A 19,698-nucleotide genomic window follows, 5' to 3' on the forward strand; every position below is an offset into this window, starting at 1 on the left:
GGGAGGCACGCGATTCTGGCTGAATCGCTGCCTCCCTTTGACTGTTATTTCTTCTGCATTCTCCATTCTTGCTGCGCTAGTCCCGCTTGCACATCACTCAGCGTAATTGCAGAACCGTCTTCCGACACGGCAAGCGCCTTGCCATTGTGTACGGATGTGATCGTAACTGTACCGTTAGCATTGGGACTAACAATCCACCGCTGATTATTGTAGCCTAAGTAGCTGTATAACTGGATGGTATTTTGCCCTGTATTGAGATCAAGCGTCTTGCCGCCTACCGTCCGAATCGAATAGGAGCCTTGTTCGTCACCAGTCGGTATAAATGTCCACGTTGCGACTCCCTCGGCCTGTAAGCTTACCGGCTCCCCGTTCTGTTGACCTTTTACAAACAAGGACTTGCCATTTGCTTCATTCGTTAAGATAGCGGAAGATAAAACTGCATCCTCCCTGTTGGCAGCCATAACGTTCTGATAGGACACTTGCCCTCCAAAAACATTCACGCCGAAATGTCCTTCTGGAAAAGTCCCATCCTGAACGTCAATGATGCGTTGTCCGTTGACGGAAATTATAATATGAGGCCCGTGCGCTTCTATGTTCACATGATAGGTTACGCCCCGTTGAAGGAAGGCAGGTACACGGGCAATCACCATCCGGTCTTCAAAAGCCCCGTCTACCTTATAGAACAACCGGTAAGCCTTCATATTCGGATCCAGATTGAAGTAATAACCGCTTCGTCCGTCAGCGCTTGCGCGGAACAGAACCGAACCGGCTCCTCCATCCTCGCCAAGTCTCATATCCGCTGTATAGGTGAAATTGCCTGCCGTTTCTCGAGCGATATAATTCGCATCGCTGGAGTAGCTACCCCGAATACCGTTCTCCGTTACTACCCAGCTTGACAGCGACAGATCCGGCTTCCAATCGGTCAGATTCGTCACGAATTGGCCGTCATTTACCCGGACCTGCGTACTGGCGTGGACTTTACCATTAGGAGTGGACACTTTGATAACGGCTTCTCCAGGTTTTCCAGCAAGCAGTGTCGCTTTACCTTGCTCAGAAGAACTAACGCGCGCAACACTTGGGTTACTCGATACCCATTTCAGCTGTTGTTTGTTGCTTCCGTTGCAGTTCGAACACTCAGCCGCCGCATATAACGTCTGTCTCTGACCCACGCCAAGTTCCTTGTCACTCTTGTCCATAATAATTTGGGTTCCGGTATCATTACGCGCAGTCCAAGTATCCGCAAGGGCATGTACCTTCAGCGATACGACCGTAACAGGCCCGCCCTTCGTATAGAAGCTCATGCTGCGGCTGGCCGGATCAGGAAAAATAACATCGGAGAACACAACCTCACCGTTATTGCCAAACAGCTCAATTGAGGAGTCATCCACAAATATATTCATTTTCACTCGTTTTGCTGCCTGTTTGAGCGGTGCCTCCTGATAAGTCGAGAACTTGTCGGAGAAGTCTATCACGCCGGAATGGCTCCGGTCTATGAACATTTGTTGATCGACAATCCGATAGCCTGCAACGGTTTTGTTGCTGCCTGCCCCTTCTCTGACGTTAAAACCAAATTCCGTTACAGCGCTTCCCGCCTCGATCTCAATCTCGGCTTCAATCTCAAAGGCGCCCGCCGACAAGTCCTTAATCAGATTCGCACTGGTTGGCATAACTCTTTTATTCTTTACCGTATACATCGTCGTGCGTAGTGACTGAAGCTCCTGAACAGGAGCCTGCACAAGCCGTACTCCGTCACTCGTATTCCTTAACGTTAACTCTCTTGGAATGGTGAGCTCACCCTTCCATCCGTTAGTAGGAAAGGAGAACGGATAATCCCAATTCGTCATCCATGCGAGCATAATTCTCCTGTTGTCCGGCAGATCCGAGAAGGACATCGAAGCATAGAATTCTTTGCCATAATCAGTTCTCAACACCTTGCCAGGCACATTATCATTGACGAATTTGCCTTCTGCCGTCAGCTGTCCGATGAAATATTCAGCGTCTGAACCCTCCGTAGCAGAATTGGCACCGGTACTGATCATCAGCACCCACTTCTTCTCCCCCGTCCCTTCCACAGGTAACTCGAACAAGTCCGGACACTCCCATACGCCCCCGCGCACATAACTGCCATAGCCAAAGCTGTCGGTATGCGTCCAGTCAATTAAATTCGTCGAAGAAAAGAAGCGAATATGATCACCGCCGGAAACAACCATGATCCACCTGTTATTCGCCTCATCTCTGACAACCTTCGGATCCCGGAAATCCCAACCGCCCGGCTCATCCCCCTGCTTGCCCGGATTCTCAATAACGATCGGATGCTCAGACGAATATTGCCACGTCCGCCCTTGATCGGTACTGTAAGCAAGTCCAATACGCTGATTGCCGTTATAAGCATCGGGATTATAGGATGTATAATAGGCAATCAGACCGCTACCGCCCGAGTCCGTGAACAATCCGGAAGCATTATTCAGATCCGCAACCGCCGACCCGGACCATACATGCCCGTTATCATTCCAAGGTAAAGCTATCGGAAGCCTTTTCCAATGCACCAAATCTTCGCTTACAGCGTGTGCCCAAGTTCCCCCGTCCTGATGGAACAGATGGTATTCTCCTTCATAATAGACAAGCCCGTTAGGGTCGCTCGCTGAACCGCGGGCTGGCGAATAGTGATAATCGGGACGGTAATTTTCCGTGTAATATTCAGAAGCCGGAACCATGTATACGTTCTGGAAGTAGCCGCTGCCGTTCATAACGGCAAATCCTGCGTTCCCTTGCGAATAGCTGCTGTCGGAAGCTTCAATAGCCGCATCCGCATAGCCGTCAACATACAAAGTTATTTGACTGCCGCTGGCCGTAATCTCCAGATGATGCCTCGTTCCGTCCTGCGAAGGATAAACCTTCTCCGACGCACGTATTACAGAGCCATCCATTTTCTTCAGCAGGGCAACTACGTGGTCATCTTCCTTCTTTAATACAGCCAAATAGCCCTGCGTGCCCGCTTCATTCATCCGAAATGCAAGAGCAGCCTCAGATTGCCCGGCATCGAACGCAATATCGCCTTCATATACAAAGTCAGCGGCCTGCTGATTATATACTTGAACGGCTGCACCGGCTCCAGCTATCCCTTGCCAGCCTTTCAGATCCGGCTCCCATACACCTGAAGTCAAAACAGCTGTCCCCAAATTGCTGTTCAATTCACTTACTTTTATATTTTGAAATAGGGCTGACCCATCCCATACGTTCAACCCAAGATAACCTTTTTTGTAAGCGGTATCATTAATGTCTATAACAGGCTTGTATTGACCATTCCAATAAACTTTCAAGCTGCTTCCGCTTGCAACGACTTTCAAATGATAAATTTCGCCTGCTTTGAGTTCAACTTGCCGTTCTACCTTCAAGTCTGCATCACTTGCCGCATCTCGCAGTCGAATAAGCCCTGCAGCAGGTACAATTTGCAGCATATAAGAAGCCCAGCCGTCTTCGTTGGACCGGAATACCAACGTGGCATCTGCCTTCATGTCGGTTAGCTTCACATCCGCCTCGTAAACAAAATTATCCGCCGTGACACCGGATATGGCCATTACATTTTCCTTCGGATCCGATGTCAGCAGCAAGCCTTCCTCTGTATTGTCCAGATGTCCTCTTCCTTTCACTTGCCAGTTCGTTAGGTTCGTTTCTACATTGGATGCGCTTACAACATTTCCTGAAGCTGCTTCTGCCTTTTCCGGATTAGCCGTTACCGACGCGAATGAAGTAACCGCCATTAAACAAGTGAGAATTGCCGCAACCGCCCAACTCTTTGATTTACGCTTTGCCTTCATCATTTATCCCTCTTTTCTTATAGAATTATTTCGCGATAGAACCGTGGGAATGCCGTACGACCTCCGGCAAATCCCACTGTCCATTTGAATTACACTGCATTTGTTGGCGTGTGTGCCTGCTTATACGCCCGCAACCCAAGCGCCAGCGCCCCGCATAAACCGGCTTGTTCCCCTAGTCTGGGCGGTACGATGTAGTGCTCGATATGGTCCGTAATCTCAACTGCGCTAACGTAGCCGTTCAAATTACGACGCACAGCTTCTCTCACAAGAGGGAATAGCTGCGTCTGCTTCATTACGCCGCCGCCGAGTATAATCTTCTCCGGCGAGAGCATGAGAATAGCCCCCGTAATGGATTGGGCGATATAATAGGCTTCCATTTCCCAAGCCTCGTGATCTGAAGAAAGCTCATACCCCTTCTTTCCCCAACGTGCCTCGAGCGCCGGACCAGCCGCCATGCCCTCCAGGCAATCACCATGATAAGGGCATAATCCCCCGAAGCTGTCTTCCGGATGTCTCTTAACCGGCACATGTCCCCCCTCCGGGTGAACAAGACCATGTACCAATTGGCCTTCTGCATAAACACCGATTCCAATGCCAGTGCCAATTGTATAGTACAGACAGCTCCGAAGCCCTTTCGCAGCTCCCCATACCGATTCCCCGTAAGCAGCCGCGTTGACGTCGGTATCCCAGCCATATGGAACATGGAACTCTTGCTTCAATATCCCGAGGAAGTCACAGTTTGCCCAGCCCGGCTTAGGCGTTGTTGTCACGAAGCCGTATAAAGGGCTGCCGGGATGAAGCCCAATAGGTCCGAAGGATCCAATGCCAATGGCTTCTACTTGGTTTTCCCGAAAATAGTCAATCACCTTGCCAAGCGTCGCCTCTTGCTGCTCTGTCGGAAAGCTGATTGAATGCTCGATCACGCCCTGCTCATTACCAACCCCGCATACAAATTTGGTACCACCCGCTTCAATCGCTCCAATGCGCATCACTTAGTGCCCCCTCTTAATTCACATTATCCTTTGTATCAGGTACGAGCTCGTAAATAGACAGGGAGGCAAGAGGCTCATTGGCGTTATCCGTGAAGTACGAAATTCCCACTGCATCCGGATCCGGATAAATAAGATCCGTAATAACGGCCTGCCCCTTATTGGCGAATACCTCTACAGATGCCGAGTCAACAAAGACACGAAGGTCTATGCTTTCGCCAGAAGTAGAAGTCACAACCTTTGCGGCTTGAATGCCGGAAAATAACGGATGGAATCCAATCTCGCCCGACTTGGTACGGTCTACATAAACGCTGCACGAAGTAGCGTCGAAACCAACAATGGTCCCGTTAGCGGCCCCGGTCCGAATCATGAATCCTGATGAATAGTTCGTCGACAGCTCAGCTTGGATTTCATAACTGACAAGCTCCAGCCTCTGCAGCGCCTGACTTGTTTCATTTATTGTCGCATCTTGTAGTGCAACAATAGGCTTCCTGATTAATTCCAGCTCAGCAACCGGCTTCTGCACCAAAGTAACTATTCCTTCTCTTAATTCAAGCGACATCTCCCTAACAATCGTCATCGCTCCCCGAAAGCCCTCGGTAGGAGTCTGATTAGCATAATGCCAATTACTCATCCAGCTAATCATCAGACGTCTGCCGTCCGATTCGGGAATATCCGACCATGTAACACCGGCGTAGTTATCGCGACCATGATCAACCCATCTAACTACCTCGGAAGCGGCATCAGGAGTGAAGACAACCCCGTCAAAGTCTCCCGTGAAATATTGGGTTCTCGATCCTTCCACGAAAGCGGGATCCGCCCCGATGCTCACGAGCATGACCCATTTCGTATTGGATTCATCACCGTCGATCGCCAGCGGGAACAAATCCGGGCATTCCCATACGCCGTCATGTGATCCGATTCCGTCCCCAAACTCGCTGCCAAGCGTCCAATCTATGAGATTGGAAGAATGATAGAGACAAACGGTCTGACCGCAGGCAATAATCATCACCCAGCGATTCGTTTCCTTATGCCAGAATACCTTCGGATCGCGGAAGTCAACAAATGTCTCATGCGCCAGGACCGGGTTGCCGGCATACTTCACCCACGTTTTTCCTTTGTCCATGCTGTAAGCCAGACTTTGGCGTTGAATCGGATGGCTGCCTTGGATCTCCAGATGATGAGTGAATATGGCAACCAGCCCCGGACCAGCCGGAAACAGTCCCGTTGTATTCTCCCAGTCCACTACGGCGCTTCCTGAGAAAATCACGCCATGCTCATCCGGTAGAAGCGCAATGTCGCGCTCTTCCCAAGTAATAAGATCCTTACTCACCACATGTCCCCAGTACATAGGTCCATGCGTATCTCCAAAGGGGTTATGCTGATAGAACAAGTGATATTCACCCTCGAAATAGACCATCCCGTTCGGATCGTTCATCCAGTTCACCTGCGGCGAGACATGATATGCACCTCTGAAATTTTGTTTGGCTAGTATAGACATCATTGATCCTCTCCCTTACTCCCGTTCTTTTCTCTTTCTTCCAAAAAAAGAAGGCCCTGCCCGGCAGTTTCCCTTGCCGGAACAAGGCCTTTACCATTGCTGTCTGCAACTAGCCTTTTGTCGCTCTGTCGTAACCGTCTTGTTTGATTTTGAGCCATTCCTGCAGACCAAGGCGGTCCAGCTCTTTCAAATAATCATCCCATTGCTCATTGATCTTGCCATTCTGATACCATTCCGTACGCATTCTGAGCACGTAAGCGAACAAATCCGTTTCAATCGTTGTGAGACGGTCCAGCTCTTCTATCGAGTTGAATACGCTAGGCATGACATTGTCAGCTTTCATATGCGGAGCCATAATATTTTTGATAATATCCATCCGGCCCTTCGCATCATCCGGCATCGTCGTATATTTACCATAGTAGGAATCCAGGATGGCAAGCGGTCCGCCGATACTCGTTTTCTCCCGAAGTTCAACCGGCGCTGTGCCTTCGAGCGGCAAATGCTTCAGCATATTGGCTGCTTCATCGTATTCGAAAATATTTTGCTGCTTGTCATCGCCGTAAGTTCCCCAGTTATCCTGTACCGATTGCGTCGGATCATAGAGCTGATCCACCCATTTCGCCGTCGTTTCCAGGTTCTTGTTTGCGCTAGTAACAACCATCTTGCCGCGGCCCAGTCCAAGGCCATTCGTTCTCGTTACATTAATTTCCCCGTCTGGTCCAGCAAGCGGAGGCATCACTTCATAGGCATCGTTCGCTCCGGAAATATTCGCTTTATCCCAGGAGAAGTACAATCCGTATTTCTGATCTTTCCCCTTCGCCAAATAAGTGCTCCAGTCTTGCGTATAGGCTTCAATGTCAATCAAGCCTTCTTTATAAAGCTCATTCACAAAGGAAACAGCATTCTTGTAACCATCATCCGAAGCTGTAAAAATGACCTTGCCGTCATTGGACACAACCGCATGATCCGGATTCTCGCCCAACCCAAAGGAAGCGAACAAGAAAGCCAGATCCTCTGCACCAGGCTTATTAATGAAGGACAACGGAATTTCATCCGCTTGGCCATTGCCATTTGGGTCTTGCGTTTTGAAGGCAATCAGTACTTTCTTCAATTCTTCCGTCGTGGTCGGCATTTTCAGGTTCAGCTTTTTCAGCCACTCTACGTTTATCCAAGGCATGCTGTCCACTGCCTGGATTCTTTCCTTGCCGCTCCCCAGCTCTTCAATCCATGGGAAAGCATAAATATTGCCGTCCGGAGCGGTAATCATGCTTTTATACTCAGGAGCTTCCTCCAGTACTTTCTTGAAGTTTGGCATATATTGATCAATCAGATCATTAAGCGGAATAATCGAGCCGTCCTTAGCAAGCTTGAGTAGCTCATAATCGCTGTAATCCGCGTTAAAAATCGCATCCGGCAGATCGCCGCTTGCTACAGCGAGGTTTCTTTTTTCAACAAAAACATCGTTCGTAAAGTTCTTCCAGTTAATATGAACATTCGTTTTCTCTTCGAGCCTCTTATTAACAAGCTTGTCATTCGGATCAGCCGGAGCGATGGCAGAGCTCTGCGTAATAAAATTAAGGGTTACTTTACCACTTGGATCCTGCTTCTTGCTGGCAGCACTACCTCCGCCTCCGCCACTGCACGCCGATAGCAGAAGGATTGAAGCAAGAGCTGAAGCCGTAGCTGCTTTGGATACCAATCTGGATTTGTTCATTATACTCATTACCGATGACCTCCCAATAATAATGAAAGAATGATTTCTGTCTCTCGCATGGCCATGCGTATGTGAAGATCCGTTCCTACTTAAGGGAACCGACCATAACACCTTTCTCAAAGTACTTTTGGAAAAACGGATACATAACAATGAGCGGCACGCTGGATACGACAATAGCCGCATATTTGATAATCTCCGACAGACGTTTAAGCTCAGCTGCCGCAAGCTGATCATTAATCATTCCCGGCTCAACCTGGTTCTGAATCAGAATCGAACGAAGAACAAGCTGAAGCGGATGGAGATTCGAGTTGTCGAGATAAATCATCGCATCGAAATAAGAGTTCCACTGCCCGACGAATGCGTACAATGCAAGTACAAACACAATCGGCTTCGACAGCGGCAGAACGACCTGCATGAAAATCCTCATCTCCGTGGCACCATCGACATTGGCCGCTTCCTTCAGCTCTAGAGGTACTCCTTTAAAGAAGGTCCGCGACAAGATGATATTCCATACATTTACGGCTCCCGGAATAATGACTGCCCATACGGTATTAAGCAAGCCAAGATTTTTCACAAGCAAATAAGTAGGTACCAGTCCTCCGCTGAAGAACATCGTGATGATAAACAGGGTCATGAACAACCCCTTTCCCTTCAAGCGATTATCGGACAGAGAATATCCGGCACAAACGGAAACAACCACCGTCAAGAGGGAGAAAGAAACCGCATAAAAGACGGCATTGCCGAAGCCGCGAATCATCGCCGGATTGGATAAAATCATTTTGTACCCCTCAAGGGACCAGTCCGACAGCTTGAAGGACAAGCCTCGACTCAGCAGTGCGGACGGATCCATAAAGGAGGCGACCACCACATAAAGTAGAGGGATTACGACGACGAGTACAGCAAGCGTCAGGAAGATGCTATTTAAAATAAGAAGAAAACGATCCAGTCTGGAATGCTTGATAGTCATGCATAAGTCTCCTTAAAAAGAATTGTGGAGCAATTCTTGCTTTATAAGCATTAGCTTAGTAGAGGCCGTCGCCTTCATTCAATCTTTTTACGATGAAATTAACGGTAATAAGCAACACTACATTAATAACCGAATTAAATAATCCAACTGCCGCAGAATAAGCATAGTCACCGGATTGCAAGCCGATTTTGTACACATAGGTTGGAATAATCTCTGATGTCGGAAGATTCATTGCCGTCTGCATCAGATAAGCCTTCTCGAAACCAATCGACATAATACCGCCTGCCGCCAGAATAAATACAATCGCCATAATAGGGCGTATCGTCGGCAGATCGATATGCCGAATACGCTGAAGCAGGTTCGCGCCATCCAGATTAGCCGCATGATGAAGCTCCGGATCAACGTTTGCGAGCGCCGCTACATATATAATGGAAGCCCAACCTGCTCCGGTCCAAATATCGGACAAAATATAGATGCCCCTGAAGTATTCGGGTCGGGACATGAAGATGACCGGTTCCCCTGTCACCAAGGTAATCAAATGATTAATCGGACCTGTCGGCGATAGGAAGATAAACAGCATCCCTACCACAACAACCACCGATATGAAGTTAGGGGCGTATAAAAATAATTGAATATTTTTCTTAACGCCAGTATGCCTGATCTGATTCAGCATTAGAGCAAGAAGAATCGGTATCGGAAAACCGAGAATAAGACCAAAAAAGCTTAATTTAAGCGTATTCATAAAAATAACGTCGAAGTTTGGCGATGACAGAAACTTCTCGAAGTTATACATGCCTACCCAATCGCTTCCCAATATGCCTTTAATCGGGCTGAAGTCCTTGAAGGCAATAACAGCACCATACATCGGACCGTACTTGAATATTAGTGTCAGAATTAGAGCCGGAGCGAGCAAGATATAAAGAAAGTAATGTTTTCTCCAATAATCAAGTACTGCGTTGCCGGGCTTTGCTACCATTTGAGCCTGTTTGGCTTCCATGTGTTAGGCTTACCTCCGTCCATTTACAAAAGTGTTCTATGTTTTGTGCAGTAAGGGCTTTCAATTAAACAATTGCATCTCGCTTGCTGCATTTACAATTTACCAAACAGCTTTACAAACGTCAATACATTTTGTAAAAATAAATTTGCGCATTTGAAAACTTGAATTGTTCATAATTAAAGAGTTTTTCTTGATTGAGTAGTTGAGTTGTTGGTTTTTATTGGAAAAACGGTTATTTTCTTATTATCAATCTCTTCAAACTAAGCTTTTGATACTCGAAGTAGTGTGCATTTTGCATACTTCTATTCATTTTTGACCACTCCATAAGTTTATAATTGTAAAGTCAATTGTGCATTTGTAAAGTTTGCGTTGCTATTTTCCACAAACTATTGTACATTTGAGTTACATACATGAATGAATTAAGTTTACAAAATCACAAATAGGGGAAATGCAAGAGGTGAGCATATCTGCATGACTAAGGAAAAGGTAACCATTCAAGATATCGCCGATGCGCTTGGCATATCTAGAAATACGGCTTCAAAGGCATTAAACGGCCGAAGCGAAATTCCGGAGGAAACACGTAACAAAGTAATCAAGAAAGCAATTGAATTAAAATATAAGCAATTTTCTTATTTGGAAAGCGACCAGCTCTTATCCAAGAACTCAGGAAATATCGCTCTATTGACGGCTAACCTTCCGAATACGTCCCACTTCGGCTCCACCCTGATCAGCGGCTTGGAGAAGCAGATCAGCGCCGAGGGCTATAACCTGTCCTTTCACATTATAAGAGAGGTGGATCAAGCCTCGTTATCGCTGCCAAATAATTTCGATGTATCGAATGTTGACGGCATCATCTGTATTGAATTGTTTAACCTTGCTTATAGCGAAATGATTACAAGCCTTGGCGTGCCTACTATATTTATAGACTGCGCTTCCACGGTATGTTATCCCGAATTTAAAGCCGATATTCTTCTGATGGAGAATCAGCATAGCGTTTATCAGCTTACAAGGAAGTTAATAGCGAGCGGATACAATAGCTTTGGATTTATCGGAGATTATAACCACTGTCTCAGCTTTAATGAACGCTGGCTGGGCTTCAACCGGGCGCTCAGCGAGGCTGGAATTCCACTTGATCCCGGTCAATGCATAGTAGAAGATGATCGCCTCTTCTTCTCCACACCAACCTGGCTTGAGGAACGTCTCCATGAGATGCAGAAGTTGCCTTCCGCTTTTATCTGCGCCAACGACTTTATTGCTGTCAGCTTCATGAAGGCGCTGAAGAACAAGGGTATCTCGGTTCCTCATGATGTCGCCGTATGCGGCTTCGATAACGGACCAGAGTCGATGATCGTCGAGCCTCATCTTACGACTGTTCATATTTATAGCAATGAAATGGGCGTAAAAGCTGCGGAGATGCTGCTGTCAAGAATTAATGATCCTGAACAGCCTTATCAGGTTTCTCATATCTTTACGAAACCGCTCATCAGGGAGTCTACTGCGGGGATTGGTTAATGCGAGAGAACCGGTCCAAACCGGCTAGCGGAAATAGCAATAAGCCCCATCTTCGGATAGGGGCTTTTCGTTATTCAACAACTATTTACACAGGCATTCCTTTCCCCTGCTCCTCCCACACCCAGCTTGGCACTTCCTTGCGCAGCACGGGGGCGATATCTGAAGCGAACCGCTCCATTTGCTCCCGCTGCTCGGCTTCGGATAAGCCGTCTACGCTCAGAGACAATACCTGGTGCCCGAAGGCCGCTTGGTAGTTTACTATTTTTTCGACAATCTGCTCCGGACTTCCGATTAGACTTGGTCCTCTGGCGACATTGTCTTCGAGCGAGATGAACGGAGACTGGTTATGCTGAGCGGCGGCCGTTGCCTGGAACGCATCATAATAGGGGCGATAACGCTTGATGGCCTCCTCCGCCGTATTCGCGATATACAAGCTGCCCGCACCGGCGCCAACTACCGCTTTCCGCGGATCATGCCCGTAATACGCCAGTCTCTCGCGGTAATGATCGATGAGATCCTTGTATTTCGCCTGCGGGTGGAAGCTGTTCGAGGAAAAGATCGGCTCGCCGTAACGGGCGGCAAGCTCGGTGGAACGGGTGCTGGACGCGCTCCCATGCCAGATCGGAATCGGCTTCTGCAGCGGTCTTGGCTGCGTCGTCACCCCATGAAGAGGCGGACGGTATTGGCCGTTCCAAGTCACATCCTCCTCCCGCCAAAGACGCCGCAGCAACTCGTAACGCTCCTCCATTGAATCCCATTGCTCCTCTTCCGTTATTCCGAAGAGCGGATAATGCCGCGGATCATTGCCTTTGCCGATAATCATCTCCAGTCTTCCGCCGGATAGATGATCAAGCGTCGCGTAATCCTCGGCTACCCGCACCGGATCCAGCACGCTAAGCACGGTTACAGCCGTCAGCAGGCGGATGCGCGAAGTTCTTGCCGCAATAGCCGACAGCAGCAGCGGAGGAGAAGAAGACAGAAACGGCGCTCCATGCCGTTCTCCAATGCCGTATCCGTCAAAACCAAGCTTTTCGGCAAGCACCGCTTGCTTGATTATATTTTCGATTTTGTCGCTGGCCGTATAATGCTCCTCCGTCACCGGATTTTTCAAATTCATAACGAGGCTGAACCATATAAACTTCATAGGCTTTTACTCTCCTTTGGTGTCGCAAGAGGTGATGCCGACATCCGTCTGCCCAGCAGCAAGGCAATCGGAATAGCGCTGGCGACAATGATGCTGGATACGAAAAATACATCGTGGATGCTGTGCATGTAAGCCAAACTGTATGCCTTGGTCCCCTCTTCCCCTCCGCCCGATTCAACCAAATGAATGGACAGCCGGGAATAAAACAACGACGTGCAGAGGCCAAGCGCCATTGCGCTAAACACTTGCCGCAGCCAATTGAGCAAAGCCGACGCATGCCCGATCCACTCCTCTGGAACGGAGGACATGCTTGCGTTGGTGGTTGGCGTTGAGGCTAGACCGGTGCCGATATTGCGGATGGCGAGCCATACAATAATTGCAAGAAGACTGGTCTCCGGAGGCATCTGGCTGAAATAATAAGTACTCACGACCAGAATCGCGCAGCCAATCATAATCAGCTTGGCCGGTCCCGCTTTGCGATACCATTTGCCGGCGGCAAACGTGGCGACCGTTAAGCATGCCGCTGCGGGAAGGAATAACAGACCCACCCTGAACGGCGACAATCCCTTCATCTCTACCAGCAAAAGCGGCATGAAATAAACCACGGAATACAGTCCAAACGATAAGATAAGCGACGCCATTAGACTCAGCGAGAATTTAGGGTTCAGCAGCAGCCGAAGTTGCAGCAGAGGATGATTGCTGCGGCGAGCCTGCCAAATAAACAGCGCAAAGCTGCCCACTCCAACTAGCAGCATCGTCCAAGTAAGCCAGCTGTTCCAGCCCCATACGGCCATATTGCCGAACAATAGCAGCAGCGCGAGACTTCCGCCCGTAGCAAGCAGCAGCCCCGGCCAATCCAACCGGGCGAGACCGTTCGGCGCGTCCTTCGGAATTACAAGCGCCCCTACAATCCAGGCGACAATCCCGACCGGTGCGGTCACCAGAAAAATAAGATGCCAGTCAAAGCTTTGCAGCCAGCCGCTGAGCGACGGGCCAATCGCCGTTCCTAACACCGTGGAGAAAGACCATACGCTAAGGGAAAAAGATTGTTTGTCCGGCCGAATCGTCCGATAAATCAAGGCAAGCGACACCGGCTGAATAAGCCCGCAAAACAACCCCTGTATAATACGAAACGCAATAAGAGCCCCAACACTCCAGGATAACGCGCATAGTAACGAGCTGACCGTTATTCCCCCGATGGCAAACAGAAACAGCCGCTTGCAGCCAAACCGCTCCATCGCATAACCGGTAATGGGAACAACAATGCCGCTCGCCAGAGTAAAGCCAGTCATCATCCATTGAACCGTCTGCAGCTCCGTGCCGAATATCCGGATAAAACCGGGCAGCGACACGTTAAGCGAGACGACATGGTACATCCCGACAAAGGATCCGATAAAAATAGCCGTCAGCACCGGCCAGAATGCCGGGTAGGATGCTGTCGGCTCCTTCTGCTCCGCCTGCTTCATAGTAAGGTATAGTGACAAGCCGCATAACGATCCTCGCCTAGCGGGCGAAGCTCCGGCTGCTCCTTCCTGCATCTTTCCGTCGCGAACGAACAACGGGGGTGGAACCGGCAGCCGCTTGGCGGATTGGCCGGCGAAGGGATTTCCCCTTGGATCGGCGCCGTACTGCCATGCTGACCAGGAACGGGCTGCGGGATGGATTCGATGAGCAGCTTCGTATACGGGTGAGCAGGCTGGCGGAACAGTTCATCGCTTGGCGCGATTTCCACCAGCTTGCCCAGATACATAACGCCAATCCTGTCCGATATATGTCTTACAATCTGCAAGCCGTGAGCGATAAACAAGTACGTCAAACCGAGCTTCCGCTGAAGCTCCTGCAGCAAATTCACGATTTGAGCCTGGACGGACACGTCCAGAGCGGATACGGCCTCATCGGCAAGAATGAAGCTCGGATTCAAAGCAATTGCCCGGGCAATGCCAATCCGCTGCCGCTGGCCGCCGGAGAACTCATGCGGATATTTGCTGGCGCTCGCTGGATCTAGTCCCACCAGCCCAAGCAGCTCTTCCACGCGATGCCGCCGTTTGCCGGCCGTCCATGAGCCGTGTACCTTAAGCGGTTCGGCAATGCTGTCGCCGATCGTCCATCTAGGGTTCAAGGAACCGTAAGGGTCCTGAAAAATAACCTGCATATCCTTCCGTAGCGGCCGTAGCTGCGCGCCATTTAATCCCGTCAGCTCCTTGCCCTGAAACAACACCTTGCCTGAAGTCGCCTGCTCCATTTGCAATAGAACCCGGCCTAGCGTAGATTTGCCGCTTCCCGATTCGCCAACCAGACCAAATGTCTCCTTCCGCCGGATGGAGAACGAGACATCGTCAACCGCCCGGATGAAGGTACGGGGAGCGGCAAAGCTTCTGCGCTTGACCGGATAATATTTGCGCAGATGCTCGGCAGAGAATAGGATTTCGCTATCTGTGCGGGAAAAGCCAGCCTCCGACTGTTCTTCATGCACAGCAGACGCTTCTACTCGCAATGCAGCGGATTTGCTTCTAATCGCAGGCTCTGCGGCAACCTGCTCCGCATGCCAGCAAGCCGCCATGCTTCCGCTTTGTTCAACAAGCGGCGGAGCTTCAGCCCGGCAGCGCTCCGTTGCATATTCGCAGCGGGGATGGAACAAGCATCCTTCCGGCAGTGCGGCAAGCGACGGAATGGATCCCTGAATCGCATAGAGCCGTTCGCCGCGTACGCTGTCCAAAGGGGGAATCGATTGAAGAAGTCCTCTCGTGTACGGATGGCGAGGTTTGGCGAACAGCTCCTCTGCCGTCCCTTGCTCAACGATCCGTCCGGCGTACATGACGATAATGCGGTCCGCCATCTCCGCGGCTATGCCAAGATCATGGGTAATGAGCAGAATCGACATCCCAAGCTCCTGCTGCAATTCCTTCAACAGCTGCAAAATTTGAGCCTGAATCGTAACGTCCAGGGCCGTGGTTGGTTCATCGGCGATCAGCAGATCGGGGCTGCAGGAGAGCGCCATCGCAATCATCGCCCGCTGAAGCATGCCGCCGGACAACTCGCCGGGATACTGCTTCATCCGAATGGCCGCCTCCGGTATGCCAACGCGGCTTAGCAGTTCAATGCCCCGGTCCCAGGCGACGCGCCGGCTCACCCGCTCGTGCTGAATGATCGTCTCGACAATCTGCTGGCCAATGGTGAAGACCGGATCAAACGCGGCCATCGGCTCCTGGAAAACCATAGCTACCCGCTTCCCGCGCAATTGCCGGAGCTCCGCTTCGGGCAGCGCCGCGATATCCCGTCCCTGCAGCAGGATGCTTCCCCGCGTGATGGATCCTTTCTCGTAATCGATCAACCGCATGATCGCTTTGGAAGTGACCGTCTTGCCGCTGCCGGATTCTCCGACCAGGCAGACGGTTTCCCCGGGCTGTATCGAGAACGATATATTCGTAATCGCTTCAAGCAAGCCCTTGTTGGTCCGAAAACCAACGGACAGCTCCTGAATATTAAGCAATGCCTCCAATAGAGCTCCCCCTTCCTACCTTGCGCTTTTCTTCGGATCAAGCTGGTCTCTCAGCCGGTCTCCTATCATATTGACAGAGAGCACAAACATCGTGATCGCAAGCCCCGGGAAGGTACAGATCCACCAGGCCACCGTCAAATAGCCGCGGCCCTGCGACAGCAGCGTCCCCCAATCCGGCACTTCCTTCAGCACGCCAAGGCCCAGAAAGCTAAGCCCCGACCCGGTAAGAATCGATGTCCCGATGCCAATCGTCGCCATGACGAGCAGCGGGGACAGCGAATTGGGCAATACATGCTTCCAAAAGATATGGAACGGCGAAGCCCCGGCAACTTGCGAAGCCTGAATAAACGTCCGGCCTTTAATGCTCATAATCTGCGATCGCATAATACGCGCATAACCCGGTATGGAGGCTAGGGCTACAGCCAGCACGATATTAAACAGGCTTTTGCCAAGCGCGCCCGCAATCGCAAGCGCAAGCAGAATGCCCGGGATGGTCATCAGAATATCGTTGAAGCGCATCAGCACCGCATCGATCCAGCCCCCCGCGTAACCGGACAAAGCGCCAATCGCCCCGCCTGCCAGTCCTCCGACAAGTACGGAAGCGAAGCCGATAAACAGCGAATCCCGGCTGCCGTATACAACCACGCTGAATATATCGCGTCCGAAATAATCCGTCCCGAACAGATGGGCCGCGCTTGGGGGCTGCATAATGCTATCCGTTAACATTTCGGTAGGCGAATAAGGGGCAATCCAGGACGGCACAACCGCGCATGCCGCAATAAACAAGATAACGAGGGCTGCCGCAAACAGGAACAAATTGTTTGCCGCCAATCGTTTGAAACGGATAGCCGTCAGGCGTCTTCCGCTTCTTTTGTACGGGAGCGTACTGGCCGTAGCCGCTTCACGCATACGTATCCGGCTCCTTTCTCCATAACCTCACGCCGAGCGCCTTACTCTCGGATCTATTAGCGAATAGGACAAGTCGACAAGCAGATTCACAAGAACATAGATCAGAGCGGTAAAAAAGATAACGCCCTGCACGACCGGCAGATCCTTCGCCATCAACGCGTCCCCGATAATCCGTCCGATGCCTTGCCGGGAAAATACCGTTTCGATCACGACGGTTCCCGCCAGCATCTCTCCGATCAGCATGCCAATCATCGTGACCGCGGGAATAAGCGCATTCCGCAGCGCATGCTTATACATAACGGAACGCTCGGATAAACCTTTGGAGCGCAGCGTCAGCATAAAATGCTCGTCGATAATGTCCAGCATGCTGCTTCGGACCATTCTTACGATAAAGCCGGCTCCAACAATGCCTAGCGTAAGAGCCGGAAGCACAAGCGTGCTCCAACCGTCCGAACCCATGGCCGGAAACCAGCCAAGCCGCAGACTGAACAGCACAATAAGCAGAATGCCCGACCAGAAGGTCGGCATCGAAATGCCGAACAATCCGACGAGACGGGCAAGGTAATCAAGGGGACCGTTGCGGTGAACGGCGGACAATACGCCAAGCACAAGGCCAATCGTGACCGAGACCAGCGCGCTTGCCGCCGTGAGCGCCAGGGTTGCGGGGAAATGCTCCAGTATTTTATCCAGCACCGGCTCTGAGTTTAACAAGGAATTTCCGAAGTCTCCCCGCGCCATGCCGCTTATGTACCGGATGAACTGGATATAGAAAGGTTGATCCACTCCGAGCTGATGCTTCAGGCTCGCTATCTGCTCCGCCGTGGCGACCGACGGATCAATCATGTTGTCCGTCGGGTCGCCGGGCAGAACATACAGAATAGCGAAGACCAGCACCAAGGTACCTAAGATCACCAGCAGGGAAGAGAAAATACGCTGTGCAATGTACATGGCGAGCCTCCTCCTATCGATTTAAGAATTAAGGGAGACTCCGTTGAACAGCGGATAACCCAGCGAGTCAAAAACAAGTCCTTGTACGGATTTATCAGCGGCAACCGTGTACGGGAATACGTAAATCGGCAGGATAACCGCTTGGTCGATAATGTAATGCTGGATTTGCTTGTAAATGTCCGCTCGTTTTGTATCATCCGTTTCTACGCGACCTTGCTCAAGCAGCTTGTCGATCTCCGGATTGGACAAGCTGGTAAGCGACTTTTGAGCCTTTGGATCAGTCGTGTGATAGAACGGGTACAACGCATTTGGATCCGAGTTCACCTGGCTATTGCCGTAGAGATCGTAATCGCCGTTCGTATAAACGACCGTCCGCACGTCCTTCGTAATCTCCACTTCAACCGCAATGCCAAGCGCCTTCAGCTGCTGCTGAATGATGACCGCGATATCGTTGCGTTTCTCTCGGTTTGGCGTGCCGTCTACATAATGCAGGGTCAGCTTCTTGCCGCCCTTCTCGCGGATGCCATCCGAGCCTTTGACCCAGCCCAGCTCATCCAGCAATGCGCCCGCCTTCTCGAGATCAGGCTTCACTCCGTTCTCAAGCGAAGCATCATAACCGAAGGTGCCCGGCGTAAGCGGCGACCAAGCCCGGTCATAGGTACCCAGATACAACGTCTTCACGATGCTGTCGACGTCAACGGCCAATTGGACCGCCTGTCTTGCTTTGGCATCGTTCCATGGCTCATGCTCCTGATTGAAGAACAGCGTATAAGGCAGGCCAACCGTATTGGCTTCAAGCAGCTGAACCTTCGAATCGCCTTTTAGGGCCACGATATTTTGCGGAGGAACCGTCTCTGCCGCCAGCACCTGACCGCTCTGCACGCTGCCGATCCGGGTTGCTTCCTCCGGCACGATCTTGAAGGTAATGCCGTCCAGATACGGCGCGCCTGCATTCGTTACAAGCTCGGGCGCCCACTTATAGTCGGGGTTCTTCGCTACTTGAATTTGGGCGTTCTGTTCCCATTTCACGAACTTGAACGGCCCTGTTCCAACCGGATTCAGACCAAATTGGTCACCGTCTTTCTTCGCCGCCGTAGGCGATACGATCCCAAGAAGAGCCTGGCTCAGGTTGCCGAGGAACGCGCGCGACGGGGTAGCAAGGTTCAGTTTCACCGTGTACTCGTCAATCACTTCCGAGGATTGGTACGGAGCGAGCAGAGCCGCCGCATTAGCTGCTTTCGTAGCCGGATCGAGAATACGGTCGAAGTTATATTTGACCGCTTCGGCGTTAAACGGCGTGCCGTCCTGGAACTTCACGTCTTGACGCAGCTTGAAGGTGTAGCTCAGACCGTCTTCCGAAATCTCCCACGAAGTGGCAAGCCAAGGCTTGATGGAATTGTCCGGAAGCTGTACGACAAGCGAGTCATATATCGTGCGGATGACGCGTACGGCAACGGCTAGGCCGCTGCGATGCGGATCAAGCGTATCGGGCGAAGTAGCGAGAGCGTAAGTCAGCTCTCCGCCTTGCTTCGCTTCCGTGGAAGCTGCGGGAGTATCCGTCTGCTGCTGCGCCTGCTGGCCGTTATTGTTGCTCCCTTTATTTGATGCGCAACCAGACAGCACAAGCGCCAGAACTAACAATAAGGCAGCCGAGCCGAGGAGTACCTTGCGTTTCGATTTGAATATATTCATCGGATTAC

13 protein-coding genes are annotated in these 19,698 nt (G+C 50.8%); 1 reads left to right on the forward strand and 12 read right to left on the reverse strand.

Annotation, left to right across the window (positions count from 1 at the left end):
• Positions 1-44 precede the first annotated feature (44 nt).
• From QQK89_RS02840 to QQK89_RS02865, 6 genes are all read right to left on the reverse strand, one after another.
• Positions 45-3,821 carry a GH32 C-terminal domain-containing protein gene (locus QQK89_RS02840; protein WP_284236903.1) on the reverse strand — a complete coding sequence of 1,259 codons (3,777 nt, stop codon included), beginning with the start codon at positions 3,819-3,821 and terminating at the stop codon, positions 45-47.
• An 86-nt stretch (positions 3,822-3,907) separates the two neighbouring features.
• Positions 3,908-4,807, reverse strand: coding sequence for an ROK family protein (locus tag QQK89_RS02845; protein ID WP_284236950.1), 900 nt, complete (start codon positions 4,805-4,807; stop codon positions 3,908-3,910).
• 16 nt (positions 4,808-4,823) lie between these two features.
• Positions 4,824-6,308 carry a glycoside hydrolase family 32 protein gene (locus tag QQK89_RS02850; RefSeq protein ID WP_284236951.1) on the reverse strand — a complete coding sequence of 495 codons (1,485 nt, stop codon included), beginning with the start codon at positions 6,306-6,308 and terminating at the stop codon, positions 4,824-4,826.
• Between the two features lie 109 nt (positions 6,309-6,417).
• Positions 6,418-8,031 (reverse strand): ABC transporter substrate-binding protein, encoded by a 1,614-nt coding sequence (locus tag QQK89_RS02855; RefSeq protein WP_284236904.1) that lies wholly within the window; start codon positions 8,029-8,031, stop codon positions 6,418-6,420.
• 76 nt (positions 8,032-8,107) lie between these two features.
• The gene (locus tag QQK89_RS02860; protein ID WP_284236905.1) at positions 8,108-8,989 is read right to left on the reverse strand and encodes a carbohydrate ABC transporter permease; all 882 of its coding nucleotides are present in this window, start codon (positions 8,987-8,989) and stop codon (positions 8,108-8,110) included.
• Between the two features lie 55 nt (positions 8,990-9,044).
• Complete coding sequence (locus tag QQK89_RS02865) at positions 9,045-9,986, reverse strand: ABC transporter permease (protein WP_284236906.1); 942 nt, start codon at positions 9,984-9,986, stop codon at positions 9,045-9,047.
• 471 nt (positions 9,987-10,457) lie between these two features.
• Here QQK89_RS02865 and QQK89_RS02870 point away from each other — a divergent pair, with 471 nt between their 5' ends.
• Entirely contained in the window at positions 10,458-11,498 is a 1,041-nt protein-coding gene (locus QQK89_RS02870; RefSeq protein ID WP_284236907.1) for a LacI family DNA-binding transcriptional regulator, read from the forward strand.
• A gap of 85 nt (positions 11,499-11,583) precedes the next feature.
• Here the strand turns inward: QQK89_RS02870 and QQK89_RS02875 are convergent, their stop codons facing one another.
• Genes QQK89_RS02875 through QQK89_RS02900 form a run of 6 tightly spaced genes read right to left on the reverse strand, consistent with a single transcriptional unit; the run spans position 11,584 to position 19,690 of the window.
• Positions 11,584-12,642: an LLM class flavin-dependent oxidoreductase gene (locus QQK89_RS02875; protein ID WP_284236908.1), complete on the reverse strand. Its 1,059-nt coding sequence runs from the start codon at positions 12,640-12,642 to the stop codon at positions 11,584-11,586.
• Positions 12,639-14,126 carry a DHA2 family efflux MFS transporter permease subunit gene (locus QQK89_RS02880; RefSeq protein ID WP_284236909.1) on the reverse strand — a complete coding sequence of 496 codons (1,488 nt, stop codon included), beginning with the start codon at positions 14,124-14,126 and terminating at the stop codon, positions 12,639-12,641. Before QQK89_RS02880 ends, QQK89_RS02875 begins: the two co-directional genes overlap by 4 nt.
• Positions 14,105-16,141: an ABC transporter ATP-binding protein gene (locus tag QQK89_RS02885; protein WP_284236910.1), complete on the reverse strand. Its 2,037-nt coding sequence runs from the start codon at positions 16,139-16,141 to the stop codon at positions 14,105-14,107. Before QQK89_RS02885 ends, QQK89_RS02880 begins: the two co-directional genes overlap by 22 nt.
• 15 nt (positions 16,142-16,156) lie before the next feature.
• A complete protein-coding gene (locus QQK89_RS02890; RefSeq protein WP_284236911.1) occupies positions 16,157-17,050 on the reverse strand; it encodes an ABC transporter permease in 894 nt (297 codons plus the stop codon).
• Positions 17,051-17,077: 27 nt separating this feature from the next.
• Positions 17,078-17,998 carry an ABC transporter permease gene (locus QQK89_RS02895; RefSeq protein WP_284236912.1) on the reverse strand — a complete coding sequence of 307 codons (921 nt, stop codon included), beginning with the start codon at positions 17,996-17,998 and terminating at the stop codon, positions 17,078-17,080.
• A gap of 21 nt (positions 17,999-18,019) precedes the next feature.
• The gene (locus QQK89_RS02900) at positions 18,020-19,690 is read right to left on the reverse strand and encodes an ABC transporter substrate-binding protein (RefSeq protein ID WP_284236914.1); all 1,671 of its coding nucleotides are present in this window, start codon (positions 19,688-19,690) and stop codon (positions 18,020-18,022) included.
• Between the last annotated feature and the right edge of the window lie 8 nt (positions 19,691-19,698).

Source organism: Paenibacillus glycanilyticus (assembly GCF_030161375.1).
GTDB classification, from domain to species: Bacteria; Bacillota; Bacilli; order Paenibacillales; family Paenibacillaceae; genus Pristimantibacillus; species Pristimantibacillus glycanilyticus_B.

Bases quoted from the DNA above. Each gene is read 5' to 3' on its own strand.
- QQK89_RS02870 (WP_284236907.1), top strand. From the start codon at position 10,458: ATGACTAAGGAAAAGGTAACCATTCAAGATATCGCCGATGCGCTTGGC.
- QQK89_RS02865 (WP_284236906.1), bottom strand. From the start codon at position 9,986: ATGGAAGCCAAACAGGCTCAAATGGTAGCAAAGCCCGGCAACGCAGTA.
- QQK89_RS02875 (WP_284236908.1), bottom strand. From the start codon at position 12,642: ATGAAGTTTATATGGTTCAGCCTCGTTATGAATTTGAAAAATCCGGTG.
- QQK89_RS02850 (WP_284236951.1), bottom strand. From the start codon at position 6,308: ATGTCTATACTAGCCAAACAAAATTTCAGAGGTGCATATCATGTCTCG.
- QQK89_RS02895 (WP_284236912.1), bottom strand. From the start codon at position 17,998: ATGTACATTGCACAGCGTATTTTCTCTTCCCTGCTGGTGATCTTAGGT.
- QQK89_RS02840 (WP_284236903.1), bottom strand. From the start codon at position 3,821: ATGATGAAGGCAAAGCGTAAATCAAAGAGTTGGGCGGTTGCGGCAATT.
- QQK89_RS02845 (WP_284236950.1), bottom strand. From the start codon at position 4,807: ATGCGCATTGGAGCGATTGAAGCGGGTGGTACCAAATTTGTATGCGGG.
- QQK89_RS02890 (WP_284236911.1), bottom strand. From the start codon at position 17,050: ATGCGTGAAGCGGCTACGGCCAGTACGCTCCCGTACAAAAGAAGCGGA.
- QQK89_RS02900 (WP_284236914.1), bottom strand. From the start codon at position 19,690: ATGAATATATTCAAATCGAAACGCAAGGTACTCCTCGGCTCGGCTGCC.
- QQK89_RS02860 (WP_284236905.1), bottom strand. From the start codon at position 8,989: ATGACTATCAAGCATTCCAGACTGGATCGTTTTCTTCTTATTTTAAAT.
- QQK89_RS02855 (WP_284236904.1), bottom strand. From the start codon at position 8,031: ATGAGTATAATGAACAAATCCAGATTGGTATCCAAAGCAGCTACGGCT.